Source organism: Paenibacillus sp. N3.4 (assembly GCF_008017805.1).
In the GTDB taxonomy this organism is placed as follows: domain Bacteria; phylum Bacillota; class Bacilli; order Paenibacillales; family NBRC-103111; genus Paenibacillus_E.
In genome coordinates this window covers 1-12,443 of sequence record NZ_VRTT01000125.1, presented here as the reverse complement: position 1 = coordinate 12,443, position 12,443 = coordinate 1, and the positions used below count along the sequence as shown (strand labels likewise).

Here is a 12,443-nt window from a genome sequence, read left to right as displayed (position 1 = left end):
AACAAAGAGGGTGTTTTTCTGTCAAGATGAGCAAAATTTCTCCATTAACCCTTGCAACCATAAGGCTCAACTAGCTTTTCGTAGGTGCGAAAGTTGAGTAAATTATTTCTAGCTTTGCTAGAATTGAGAAGGTTTCATCTTATCTCCTTTGCCTCAGATTCCTGAATATTTAATTCCCCTTCAACAGACCGCGTTGTATAAACTGCTGTTACTGAGTAAAATTCGTCACCGTTAGTTATTTTATAAAAATAATCTCGTCCAGAAAGAATATCCAGTAACTTCAGGTTGCTTATTCTTAATCAAGTTTCCTCAAAACTTCCCTTACAGCAGTTTCAGTTAGAGATTCACCTAAATCCATTAGTCCACCAGGAGAACCCCACTGCCTATCTTGTCTGTGTTGTAACATTATTTTTTTCGTGTTCGTTTACAATGATAACGAATGCTCCAGGTAAAATAAGAGGGCTATTGCCAACAAACTGCCTTAATCTCTTAAAGTATTCCAATATTTCATCCTCCGACATGGTAAAATATTCCCATAACTCAACATTCCTACCCAATACCTTAACGCTTCTTCGTTAGCTCAATTTTATGGAAGTTACTTAATATGTTAATTTACGTTTTAGTAACGTGTCACCAGCTAAGTCAAATACAATCGGTTTCCCTGCTTCTTTGGGATCCCAACCATGATGAATTGCCTGTGTTATGAAATGGGATACATCTCTAGGCTTTATTACCTTTAGATTCATATCATTCACATCAGGAAATCTCCCCCAGAGGTTATTAATGTCAGAAGTAACATAAATCTCAATTCTTCTTCCCTTTACTTTCCCGTGTTCTGTAACAAAAACTAAGTAACCACTGTCAGGCGACACAGTCCATCTATACATTTCCTCTTCAACTATAATTGTTCTTGAATTCTTCTTAGCAATGGTAATAAAATCACTTCCCGCCTTAAATTGAAACTCTTTGCTCCGAAGATATATTACTATATATTAACAATAAATATTCTTAGTGCCATTCTCTATTCCGTTAATCTCCCAATAGAGTTCAACATGCTGCAAAATTTAATGAGTGGCAGTAGGTAACCCATTGGCTGTCCCTCTTTAATTGTTGCTAAATACCTTTACATCGAACCAAGCTTCACTATTGGAAGCATATTTCGAGAAGCGAAATCCGTGAGGAAGTGCAAGGTATGTAAGCAAATCTGGCCTTTTGAAAGCTAGATGATAATAATGAACGACCATGAGTGAATCTATGTTACCATCATAAAGATCTGTTGTAATATACCACCCAGTCATATGATCGGGGCTGGGATACCTTACACCGTCACAATCCATACCCTCATACACACCTTTAGAAATAGCTAACTTTTGCCCAAAAGTAGGAAAATAAGGACGCATACCTCTCTTCGTACATTCCTCTTCCTGGCTAGAGATAAGCTCCGCCGTGTAATCGATACCTTCGGCGAATAATCCTTCATCGTTAACAAGCTCCCAAAGATCGTAATAAAAATCCGTGTGTGGTACGAGCTTGAGTATCCACGAATAGTAAGCTATAGTTTGATATGGTTTTATTACAGCTTTTGTATCAATGATAAAATCAATCAGATATATCAGGGCCTTTTGACAATGAATTTCCAGTCTTTCTTTACTTAGGACTCTAATTTCATAACCAAAATCACGATTTAAACCACTGGTTACAAAATGATTATTTTGACATTGTATTTTTATTCCTTTGTGCTCATTATTCATCCGTTTCCCACTATCTTCCAGCCCCTTTAGATTTATATACTCCATACTTACTATGTCCGTTACTTCAATGAGCAAATGTTGAGCCGCCCGAAGCAAGCTCCTCGCTATATTTCTTTGTAAATTAAGCCCCATTTTAACATTTGGTGTCCTCATCACTATTGTACTCTCGTACTCAGTACCACCCTATAGGGGGCATACACATATCTATGTCCTAAACAAATCACCATTTGTGACTTGTTTATGTATCTTTTGATTTACGAATTTTCGTTGATAAGGGTATACTTTATACAATGGATTTATTTTCCATGTGAAAACGAATTAGTAATCACTGGAGGCATCGCTATGAACGCTAAAATTTTCCGTGGTATCATTTCTCTCTTCATAATCGGAGTAGCGAGCCTTCTGATGGTAAACCACTCTGAAGAATCGCAAAGCGTGTCAGAACTCTCTCCTGCGATATCAGCTATTGTACCTACACCTTCACCTAGCCCTAGCTCTATTCCTAGCCCTTTTCCTACCCCATCGAAGGATGTTCAAGGGGCGATTGTAGAAACAACGGCAAGTCCAACCGAAAACGAAATGAACACCTATCTTGCGAAAGTTACAAATGATGAATCGATTCGAAAAGACTTATATGCTCTTTACGGGCGCTTTAATGCACTTGTGGGAAATTTTGATAACCATAAAAAAACAAGCTCTGAAGAATGGAAGCAACTGCTCGAATACAATTTTCTTAAAACAGAAGTCTATGAGAGATTTGCTGAAGTGACTTCAAGCGATGAATTACGAAAGGATTTCAAAAACGCAGCTCAGTTAGTTGCTAAAGCACGGAAAGGTATAGAGCATGGACGAGTATCGGATGATGAACTTAAGGCATTACGTTATGCCTACGAAGTGGTAAACGATGTTCAAGCATGGTCATTACCTCAAGGTGGAGAAAATTTGAAAGTACGACATAAGTTCGGAGCCTCTTATGCACTCGACGACCACAAACAAGTTAGTATCATTGAAAAATGGATAACAAATCACAAATAACAAGGTAGTTATATCCAGAAGGAGAACCCCAACTGTTGAACATACGAACTGCTATGGTTTGATATTCAGGAATAACAAGTAAAGTTACACCCGTGTAGCCTAGTATTTGATAAGAGCCTTTGGGAATCAACTCACCGATTTCATTGCGTAAATCAGAATGATCTTTAACAAACCATAAAAAACCATTTTGTGGAGAGTCAGTATCCTTTAATAATGGATTTTGAAAAGAAGTTGCCATCTCGATGATTTTCTGTTGAGCGGTCAACTGGTTTTAAAATATAATTGTACACTCCTAATTGGATTGACTCTTTGGCATATTCAAAATCACTGAAAGCACTTAAGACTACAAACATGATTCCTGGGTGAACAGATTTGGCTTCCTTAATGAAAGTTAACCCGTCCATAAATTTCATCCGAATATCTGTGATCACAAAATCCGGTGTTTGCTCCTGAATCTTCTCCAGACCTTCCAAGCCATCGGATGCCGTAGCAACTATATCAAAACCAAGCTCGTTCCAGTTCAAGATATGCTTCAAGCCATCCAAAATAATGGGTTCGTCATCCAAAATCAACAGTTTATACATGGCGGTCCCCTTTCTATCTTCTACCCGAATTATAGCATTCCGTTCATAATAAAATCGCTTCATTTATTTTTTCTATCGCATCATGCACCAAATAATCCTCCAACAAATGTATATTCATGCATTTAATTGTAATATTATTCAATGATATTTTTAACGATATACCATTCGCTCTACTGTCCTTTAGCTTAATCGCCCGGGCATCTTGCGTCCATGTATTTAACAATCCACCTGAGAAAGTGTTCGTTCATCAGCTAGGATATTATTCTCCTCCACCATGCCAAAAATAATAAGCGTTCACCCAATAGAGTGAACGCCTAATTACTTCAGAGCTTTATTTGTGAAAATGATTTGCAAATTAAGTTTTGAAGTGGTACTTTCGGGGAAACAACCTGAATTACAGATATGTTTTGAAGTACTTTTACAAAATAAGTTCTGAAGTGCTTGTTACAGCCGAAGCCCTAACACTACGATCCGATGATGGTCAGCTCTTTTGGAAAAGAAGTCAATACCTCTGCGCCTTCTTTTGTCACCAACACATTATCTTCGATACGAACTCCACCAATTCCAGGCATATAGATGCCTGGTTCAGCTGTGAATACGGACCCTTCAGGCAGAAGATCGTAGTTGTTCTCGTGTATAGACGGGTATTCGTGGATTTCCAGTCCGAATCCATGACCTGCGCGAGTGATAAAATACTCACCGTACCCCTTCTTAGCAATGACATTACGCGCAGCGAGGTCTAAGCTTGCATAAGTAACACCCGGACGCGCAGCTTGAATCATCTGTTGATTGGCTTGCAAAACCGTCTCATACATCACCTTTAGCTTCTCGTCGACATCGCCTACCGCAAACGTTCTTGTCAAATCAGAAGCATACCCATCAACAAAAACCCCTGCGTCAATTAACAGAAACTCTCCCTTTGGATCTTACGTGTTCCCGATACACCATGCGGCATTGCCGTTTTCTCGCCCGACAGCACTAATGTGTCAAAAGAAGGTCCGTCAGCTCCCAACAGCTTCATCTGATACTCGAGTTCGGCCACGATTTCAACTTCGGTTACGCCGACTTTCACCTTTGGAAGTGTTGCGTGAAGCACGTTTTCGATGCAGACGATCGCGCGTTTAATTGTGACGATTTCCTCCGCGCTTTTAATGACGCGCATCTCCGTAAGCCGTTCTTCCAGATCGACCGATTGTTCCGCTCCAATAGCTTTCATCAATGCTTGGTAACGTTTTACATTTACATAGCCTTCTTGTAATCCTACTCGTCTAATAGTGGATGGCAGTTTGCCTTTGAGAACTTCAAATGGGTCCTCAGAGTCCTTAAATGAGTAAATTTTCTTGCAGTTGGAAGCCTGCTCCGCCTTCTCGAGATCCAGCATGGGAACGAAGAGAAATGGCTCCTTTCCCTTCGGCAAAACAAGCGCGAGAAAGCGCTCATGTGGCTCCGTATAAAAGCCGGTGAAGTAATAAATCAGTTTCGGCTGCGTAATCATCACGGCGTCTAATGACCGTTCTTCCATAAAAGAATATAGCCTTTTGATGCGAGTATTCAATATAAACAACCTTTCTATAGGTTAATATAAATGACAGGCAATCCAGTGGTCACTCTGAATTTCTTTCCATTCTGGCTCCATGACGCTGCACTGTTCCATCGCTTGAGGACAGCGCGTCCGAAATCTGCATCCGCTCGGCAAATTGGACGGGCTCGGCAAATCCCCTTCCAGCACGATCCTCTCCCTTTTGACAGTCGGATCGGGAATAGGAATGGCCGAAAGCAGGGCCTGCGTATACGGGTGCAGCGGCTTTTTATAGAGCTCAATACTTCCCGCAAGCTCGACCATTTTACCTAAGTACATGACGCCAATCCGATTGGAAATATGCTGGACCATTGACAAATCATGCGCGATGAACAGAAACGTCAATCCGCGTTTATGCTGTAAATCTTCAAGCAAATTGACGATTTGTGCTTGAATGGATACATCCAGCGCCGAAATCGGTTCATCTGCGATAATAAACTGCGGATCGACCGCAAGCGCTCGAGCGATCCCGATGCGTTGGCGCTGCCCGCCGCTGAATTCATGCGGATATCGGTCGGCATGTTCAGGTCGAAGTCCGACAAGCTGCAGAAGCTCGCGAACCCGTTCCGCTCTATCTTTGCCGCTTAAATCCTGGACTTTCATTCCTTCGGCAATAATAGAGCGGACATTCATGCGGGGATTCAGGCTGGCATGAGGATCCTGAAAGATCATCTGGACATCGCTGTTAAACTGCTTGCTTTCTTTTCGTGAAAGCTGATGGACATTTTTCCCCTTAAACCGGACCTCGCCCTCCGTGCTCTCATACAATCGAACGATCGTCCGCCCCAAGGTTGATTTACCGCAGCCGCTCTCTCCGACAAGCCCGAATGTTTCCCCTTTCCGAATCGCAAAGGATACGCCATCTACAGCTTTTAGATTCGTTCCAGCTTTTTGAGCGAAATATTTCTTCAAATTATTAACTTCAACAAGGATTTCAGACATTAGGCTTGCCTCCCGACTGCTATGAGTTCCTTGAATTTAGGGGCACGCTCATCATGCAGCCAGCACGCCGCGTGATGGCCGTTACCGAAATATCTGACAACCGGCGTCTGCTCCGCACAGATTTCCATTGCATAATCGCAGCGCTCCGCAAACGGGCAGCCCTTCGGCGGATTGAACAAATCGGGAGGGGTTCCTTCGATTGGAACCAACCGCTTCTTCTGTTCGCCATCCAGATGCGGCATCGACTTCATCAGTCCCCATGTATAAGGATGTTTAGGCTCCGTAAACAGATCATGCGTAGTCCCAGATTCCACCACGGTGCCGGCATACATGACTACTGCCCTGTGAGCGATTTCCGCAACAACCCCCAAATCATGGGTAATCAAAATAATAGAAAGCCTCGTTTGTTCCTGTAATTCCTTCATCAAATCAAGGATTTGCGCTTGCACCGTCACATCCAAAGCAGTTGTTGGCTCATCGGCGATGACCAGTTTCGGATTGCATGCCAGCGCAATCGCAATCACGACACGCTGCCGCATGCCGCCGCTAAACTCGTGCGGATACTGATCGACCCGTTTCTGCGGATCCGATATTCCCACCTTATTGAGCAGTTCTATGGCTTTCATGCGGGCTTCCTTTTTGGATAATCCGTGGTAATAAACCAGCCCTTCCGTGAGCTGCCGGCCTATTTTCATCGTCGGATTTAGCGCTGTCATCGGATCCTGGAAAATCATCCCCATTTCAGAGCCCCGCATCTTCAGCAATTCCTTTTTAGAGAGTTGGGTGATGTCTTGGCCGTTAAATCGAATCTGGCCATCAGCGAGTCTACCCGGAGGGATCGGAATCAAACCCATGATTGAAAGAGCTGTCACGCTTTTCCCACAGCCGCTCTCGCCTACGATAGCAACCGTTTCACCGTGATCGACATGGAACGAAACGCCGCGCACCGCTTTCACTTCTCCACCATGCGTTTTGAAATTAACCTTCAAGTTTGTTACTTCTAATAAATGTTCCATCACTCTTCCCCCTAATCGCTAAGACCTGGATCCAACGCATCCTGCAAACCGTCTCCAAACACGTTGAAAGCAAACATAGTCAGCGATATCATAAGTCCCGGAAAAAAGAGGCGCCACCAATCTCCGGTTAGGATGACACCCAAAGCGTCGTTCGTCATCGTTCCCCAACTCGCAATAGGTGCTTGAACTCCCAGACCCAAAAAGCTTAAAAATGCTTCCGAAAAAATCGCTGCAGGAACCGTAAAGGTCAGTGTCACAATAATAATCCCGCTCGTATTGGGAATTAAATGTCTCCATATAATTCGCGCGGATGAAACCCCTAATACTTGCGACGCGAGGATATATTCTTGTGAGCGAAGCTGCATAATTTGGCCGCGAACGAGCCGGGCCATGCCTACCCATCCAGTAACTGTTAAGGCCGTGATGAGCGTCCAAATTCCGGGCCTCATAATCACCATCAGCAAAATAACGACCAATAAATAGGGCAACCCGCTCAGGACTTCAATCACGCGCATGATGACATTATCGATCCGTTCACCTCGTTTACCGCGTCCTGCCGTAAAACCGGCGATCCCGCCGAGGGTTACACCGATAACTAAGTCGATGAGCGCGGCTATCACTCCAATCGTCAGAGAAATACGAGCGCCGTACCAAGTTCTTGCAAATACGTCCCGGCCCAAATCGTCTGTGCCAAACCAATGTTCTTTCGAGATCGTCAGGTTAGCCTCGAGCAAACTTTGATCGGAAAAGCTATATCGCGCAATATACGGACCGATGATCGCCATGATGAGAATCATCACAATGATCGTGAATCCAACCATGGCCAGTTTATTCTTAAACAATTTGCGTAAGGTTAATTGCCCATACGTGAGGCTCGGACGAGTAGAAGCGTTCTCGAATATCTGCTTGTTAAGTGGGCGAAACGATGTATCCAATTTCGATTCTGTAATCATTTTTTCTATTCCTCCTTGACGGTCAATTTGATGCGCGGATCGATCAAGGTATACGCAATATCAATCATCAACACAGCCAAAATTAGAATCGTGCTATAAAAAATGGTCGTTCCTAGAATGACCGGATAATCGCGGTTAAAGATACCCTCAACGAAATACCTGCCGACTCCTGGAATTGCAAATACTTTTTCCACCACAAACGTTCCGGTAATCAGCGCCGCCATCAGTGGACCGAGAAAGGTGATAACCGGTAAAATAGCATTGCGAATGCCGTGCCTAATTACGATCAAATGCATGGGAATACCTTTCGCTTCCGCCGTACGAATGTAATTCTGTCTCATTACATTGATCATATTTGTACGCATATACCGCGCTACGATGGCCAGAGGACCAAACGATAGCGCGAGGGAAGGAAGTACAGTGTGCATCCATGTTCCCCAAGTAGCTACCGGAAAAATCGGCATTTTAATGGCAAGGTAATTGATGAGAAGAGGAGCCATCAGAAAGCTCGGAATTGAAATACCGGCAATCGCTAGAATTGTCATCACATAATCCGGTATACGATTGCGATTAAGCGCCGCAACAATACCAAAGAAAATTCCGAAAACGAGGGATATGCACATCGCTTGGATGCCTAGCAAAGCCGATGCCCGAAATCCATCACCAATCATACTGTTTACGCTGCGCATGTCGCTTTTTATCGATTGACCTAGATCAAGCGTCACTAAATTTTTCAAATAATAAAAATATTGCACCGGATAGGGATCATTCAAATGATATTTGGCACGCAAGTTCTCCACAACCTGTTTGGGCAGTTTGCCGGACTCCGCCGAAAACGGATCGCCAGGTATGAGATGCATGAGGACAAACGTCAATGTAACGATGATCCACAGTGTGAGAATCATCATCAAAATACGTTTTAGCAGGTATCTCGACACCGGTTTACCTCCTTTTTCATCACATCGGTATTAGATCTGGATAAGAAAGAAGAGGGTATTGAGATACCCTTTTCTAATTGTTGTTGTAAGCATTTTTGTTTATTTAGCAGTAATTTCCACTTGTTTATAATCGATGAGTGATGCTGGGTGGCGAATAATACCCTTGACGTTCGGACGTTCCATATATGCTTTCGTGCTGTAGAAGAGCGGCAGCACCGGCATATCCTCGAAGAATGTTTTTTCGGCGTCGTGCATGATGGAGAAACGCTTCTTCTCATCCGGCTCGATGCTGGCTTTTTGAATCAATTCATCGAACGCTTTGTTGCTGTAGTTAATTCGATTTCCCGGATGACCTGTTTGGAATATTTCAATGAAGTTCAGCGGATCGGCATAGTCGGCATAGTAGGTACTTAAAGACATTTGATGCTTGCTAGCCCGTTGCTCGTCCAAGAAGACTTTCCATTCCTTGCTTTCCAGCTTGACGTCCACGCCCAAGTTTTTCTTGAACATTTCTTGCAATACCTGCGCAACAGATTTATTCAAATCGTTCGTATCATATGTCAAAGTAACTTCAGGTAAAGTCTTATACCCACTTTCTTCCATACCTTTTTTCAGTAGATCTTTTGCCGTTTCCAGATCGTTATCTTTAAAGTAATCGCCACCGACAGCGCGGAAATCTTTGCCGTCCGGCTCAGGGAACCCGACAGGAACTATGCCCATAGCCGGCACTTGCTTACCTTGAACCACCTTGTCGATAATCAATTTGCGATTGACCGCTAGTGAGAACGCTTTACGGATGTTTTTGTTGTTAAATGGCGGCATTGCCGTATTCAATCGATAGAAGCTAGTCGCTGCCTCAGGCGCAAGCTTGGCTTCTCCGGAGTCAAGCAATTTTTGCTTGACGTCTTTAGGAACGGATTCAATGTTATCCAGATTACCAGATTTAAACATCTGATATTGCGTATTCTCATCGTTCACCATTACCCAATTGATTGCGGGAAGCTTCACATTATTTTTATCCCAGTAGTTGTCATTTTTGACAGCCTTGATTGATTGATTATGCGTCCATTCCGTCAGCTTAAACGGTCCGTTGGAGACGATAGTTGCCGCTTCCGCAGACCAATTCGGATTTTCCACTGACTTTTTGTTAACAGGAGCGAAAACCGGTGTTGTAATCATGCTTAAAAAATATCCTGAAGGCGCTTTCAAGACAACTTCGAGCGTTTTATCATCAAGCGCCTTTACTTTCACATTGTCTACAGTCCCTTTGCCTTTGTTGAAGTCTTCTGCCCCCGCGATGACAAAAGCGAGAAATGAAGCCGGGAAGCCGTTCTTCGGATCAACCATGCGTTTCCATGAGATTTCAAAATCATAGGCAGTTACAGGGTCACCATTGGACCATTTGCTATCGCGAAGATGAAAGGTGTACTTTTTCCCATTATCCGTGATTTCCCACTTCGTTGCCATCGCAGGTATAATCATGTGTTTGTCGTCTAGGCGAACCAGACCTTCTAACGTGTTGTATAACACTTCGAATGCAACTGGATCGTACGCTTTCGGCGGATCGAGCGATACCGGCTCTGCTTTTAAATTGGAGCGTAAAGCAGCGCTTGCTTTTGTCGGTTCATTTGCGGGTGACTTGGACTCGTTGTTTACTGCTGCTGGTTTGGTGCAACCTGTTAAAATGATCGTGCTTAGTACTGTCACTGTGCAAACCTTTGTAAGTACTTTTTTCATTTGCTTTCCCCCAAATTATTATTTTTTCCTAATTCCTATGTACTTACCGTTCGACAAGCACCCAAACGATTTCGCAGTCCACGTCTCCAGAGTTATATGCCCAATGCGCTTCACCTGCTGGAATTAACGTCGCATCTCCTGCGGAAATCAGGTACTCTTTGCCCCCGCTCCCTGTTTGGATGGCTCCTTTGATCACAATGGAATATTCGTCTTGGTCATGCGCTCCTTCTCCATGTAGCGGAACTCTAGCTTTCGGAGGTATGACGATGGTACCGAATTTTACCTTCCCTCCGGCAATAGATTCTTCAGAGAACAATGTTTTCAGGGAGACTTGTGGTCTATCATCCGGCTTTACTGTGTTGACATTCACTACGATCATTCCATCACTTCTCCTTAAAGTTAGTACATCTCTACAATGGAATTATGGATTACGCCTTAAAAATGACGGGCGTCAAGACACATAAAATTTGTGCCGGTTCATCCGAGTGGTTATACCAAGTATGATCAAGGGTAGAAGGAAAATGGATCGTATCCCCCTTGCTCATTTCATGCTCTTTGCCATCGACGACCGTGACGACTTTCCCCTCTAAAATAAAGTAAAATTCTTCGCCAGGATGATTAAACGCAACCTCTTGCTGCTGTTGAGGGGGTAAAGTGATGTGGATGGGCTCAAGCGCTCTGTCTGGGAAATCGCCACCCAACCGAACATAAACGACGTGAGACCCTCCTATTTGAAACCGCTTCCGTTCTTTCTCAGGCAAAAAGTAATTCTCATTCGCTGGTTCTTCAAAAAAATAAGTAATCGGCACCTGTAACGCTTCCCCGATTTTTGCAATGAAGTGATCGCTAGCGAGCTATTCCCCCTTTCTACCTGAGAAAGAAAGCTGATCGATAAACCGGTTTTGATGCTTAAGTCTTTCAATGTCATGTTTTGCTGCAATCTCAGCAACCTGATCTTTTCGTAGATACTTTCCAGATCGTCATCTCCTCCTAAAATAATTGACAAAATATTTAGATTTATTGGATTATATTATTATACCAACAGAATTTTGTCTATATTTTTTTAATAATACTGTAATTTCCTTTATTTAAAACTCAACTTCCGCACCCTGTATAAACACTACAAACCTCGATTTAACTGAAAAACATTGCGAAAAGGCACTAAAAAAACACCCTATCCTTTGGTAAACTAGAGTTGCCAGACCATACAACCAAGGAATGAAGTATTTCATGGGATAATAAAAGGACCTAATTCTCTAGTCTTTCTAGTCCTCATTATTTGTTTCATCAGACCATGATTCAGCCCAAACGATCTGATCCAATGCTGTTGGTTGCAACTGCCGTGAATGTATAGGTGGTGCCATAGGTTAAGCCCGTGACTGTAATTGGGCCACCTGTACCGCTTGCCGTCAGACCTCCTGGATTTGAGGTTACAGTATAGCCAATAATGGAGCTGCCTCCATCATTGCTTGGCGCCTTAAAGCTAACGGTCGCTTTCGATTGACCTTTCACCACCTCAGCTGTTACATCCGTCGATGCGACCGGAGAAGTAGTCACAATTTTCAATTTCTGGATGCGGTTATTGTTAGATTCAGCTACATAGACATCACCGTCAATATCCACCGCGCTTTGATGTTGGGTGACAAATAAGTTTTGAAGTGCAAGAAACCAGCAAACATAAGGGGAGGCCACTGAAAAAGTTCCCCTAATGAAAAGCAAAGGTACAGATATTCTCAATTTTTTTGAGGAGGCTGTATCTTTTTTTCTGTATAATTAAGGTATTAAACTTAGCGGGTGATTAGGATGATTAAAACCAACAATCGATGATTTTAAGCCCATATATAGATATTTACAACTTGGTTGTTCCTAAGGATAACTTGCTGCGGCAAATTGAAGAACTTGTTGACT

At 43.1% G+C, this 12,443-nt stretch carries 12 protein-coding genes and 2 pseudogenes; 1 reads left to right on the top strand and 13 read right to left on the bottom strand.

Annotated features, from left to right (window positions below; translation table 11 throughout):
* Positions 1 to 295: 295 nt before the first annotated feature.
* The 3 genes from FU659_RS39225 to FU659_RS33075 form a co-directional block, all read right to left on the bottom strand.
* A complete protein-coding gene (locus tag FU659_RS39225; protein WP_397357072.1) occupies positions 296 to 409 on the bottom strand; it encodes an NUDIX domain-containing protein in 114 nt (37 codons plus the stop codon).
* A 190-nt stretch (positions 410 to 599) separates the two neighbouring features.
* The gene (locus FU659_RS33080) at positions 600 to 887 is read right to left on the bottom strand and encodes a hypothetical protein (RefSeq protein WP_147951424.1); all 288 of its coding nucleotides are present in this window, start codon (positions 885 to 887) and stop codon (positions 600 to 602) included.
* 216 nt (positions 888 to 1,103) lie between these two features.
* Positions 1,104 to 1,883 (bottom strand): immunity protein Imm33 domain-containing protein, encoded by a 780-nt coding sequence (locus FU659_RS33075; RefSeq protein ID WP_187274560.1) that lies wholly within the window; start codon positions 1,881 to 1,883, stop codon positions 1,104 to 1,106.
* Positions 1,884 to 2,093: 210 nt separating this feature from the next.
* Between FU659_RS33075 and FU659_RS33070 the strand changes: the two genes are divergently transcribed.
* The gene (locus tag FU659_RS33070) at positions 2,094 to 2,786 is read left to right on the top strand and encodes a hypothetical protein (protein WP_147951422.1); all 693 of its coding nucleotides are present in this window, start codon (positions 2,094 to 2,096) and stop codon (positions 2,784 to 2,786) included.
* Between the two features lie 197 nt (positions 2,787 to 2,983).
* Here the strand turns inward: FU659_RS33070 and FU659_RS33065 are convergent, their stop codons facing one another.
* The 10 genes and pseudogenes from FU659_RS33065 to FU659_RS33020 form a co-directional block, all read right to left on the bottom strand.
* Positions 2,984 to 3,370 carry a response regulator gene (locus FU659_RS33065; protein WP_187274559.1) on the bottom strand — a complete coding sequence of 129 codons (387 nt, stop codon included), beginning with the start codon at positions 3,368 to 3,370 and terminating at the stop codon, positions 2,984 to 2,986.
* A 464-nt stretch (positions 3,371 to 3,834) separates the two neighbouring features.
* Positions 3,835 to 4,925 (bottom strand): annotated as a pseudogene (locus FU659_RS33060) (M24 family metallopeptidase).
* A 21-nt stretch (positions 4,926 to 4,946) separates the two neighbouring features.
* A complete protein-coding gene (locus FU659_RS33055) occupies positions 4,947 to 5,891 on the bottom strand; it encodes an ABC transporter ATP-binding protein (RefSeq protein ID WP_147951420.1) in 945 nt (314 codons plus the stop codon).
* On the bottom strand, positions 5,891 to 6,907 hold the full coding sequence (locus FU659_RS33050) for an ABC transporter ATP-binding protein (protein WP_147951419.1): 1,017 nt from the start codon (positions 6,905 to 6,907) through the stop codon (positions 5,891 to 5,893). Before FU659_RS33050 ends, FU659_RS33055 begins: the two co-directional genes overlap by 1 nt.
* A gap of 11 nt (positions 6,908 to 6,918) precedes the next feature.
* Positions 6,919 to 7,860, bottom strand: a complete 942-nt coding sequence (locus FU659_RS33045; RefSeq protein WP_147951418.1) for an ABC transporter permease — start codon at positions 7,858 to 7,860, stop codon at positions 6,919 to 6,921.
* A gap of 5 nt (positions 7,861 to 7,865) precedes the next feature.
* Positions 7,866 to 8,798 (bottom strand): ABC transporter permease, encoded by a 933-nt coding sequence (locus FU659_RS33040; protein WP_147951417.1) that lies wholly within the window; start codon positions 8,796 to 8,798, stop codon positions 7,866 to 7,868.
* A 99-nt stretch (positions 8,799 to 8,897) separates the two neighbouring features.
* Positions 8,898 to 10,535, bottom strand: coding sequence for a peptide ABC transporter substrate-binding protein (locus tag FU659_RS33035; RefSeq protein WP_147951416.1), 1,638 nt, complete (start codon positions 10,533 to 10,535; stop codon positions 8,898 to 8,900).
* 43 nt (positions 10,536 to 10,578) lie between these two features.
* On the bottom strand, positions 10,579 to 10,914 hold the full coding sequence (locus tag FU659_RS33030) for a cupin domain-containing protein (RefSeq protein WP_147951415.1): 336 nt from the start codon (positions 10,912 to 10,914) through the stop codon (positions 10,579 to 10,581).
* Between the two features lie 49 nt (positions 10,915 to 10,963).
* Positions 10,964 to 11,511, bottom strand: a pseudogene (locus FU659_RS33025) (helix-turn-helix domain-containing protein).
* A gap of 323 nt (positions 11,512 to 11,834) precedes the next feature.
* Entirely contained in the window at positions 11,835 to 12,227 is a 393-nt protein-coding gene (locus tag FU659_RS33020; RefSeq protein ID WP_261808210.1) for a fibronectin type III domain-containing protein, read from the bottom strand.
* Positions 12,228 to 12,443 lie beyond the last annotated feature (216 nt).

What these genes read in the sequence shown, in the direction of transcription:
- FU659_RS33080 (WP_147951424.1), bottom strand. Translation starts at nt 887, where the DNA reads ATGTATAGATGGACTGTGTCGCCTGACAGTGGTTACTTAGTTTTTGTT.
- FU659_RS33075 (WP_187274560.1), bottom strand. Translation starts at nt 1,883, where the DNA reads ATGGGGCTTAATTTACAAAGAAATATAGCGAGGAGCTTGCTTCGGGCG.
- FU659_RS33070 (WP_147951422.1), top strand. Translation starts at nt 2,094, where the DNA reads ATGAACGCTAAAATTTTCCGTGGTATCATTTCTCTCTTCATAATCGGA.
- FU659_RS33065 (WP_187274559.1), bottom strand. Translation starts at nt 3,370, where the DNA reads ATGTATAAACTGTTGATTTTGGATGACGAACCCATTATTTTGGATGGC.
- FU659_RS33055 (WP_147951420.1), bottom strand. Translation starts at nt 5,891, where the DNA reads ATGTCTGAAATCCTTGTTGAAGTTAATAATTTGAAGAAATATTTCGCT.
- FU659_RS33050 (WP_147951419.1), bottom strand. Translation starts at nt 6,907, where the DNA reads ATGGAACATTTATTAGAAGTAACAAACTTGAAGGTTAATTTCAAAACG.
- FU659_RS33045 (WP_147951418.1), bottom strand. Translation starts at nt 7,860, where the DNA reads ATGATTACAGAATCGAAATTGGATACATCGTTTCGCCCACTTAACAAG.
- FU659_RS33035 (WP_147951416.1), bottom strand. Translation starts at nt 10,535, where the DNA reads ATGAAAAAAGTACTTACAAAGGTTTGCACAGTGACAGTACTAAGCACG.
- FU659_RS33030 (WP_147951415.1), bottom strand. Translation starts at nt 10,914, where the DNA reads ATGATCGTAGTGAATGTCAACACAGTAAAGCCGGATGATAGACCACAA.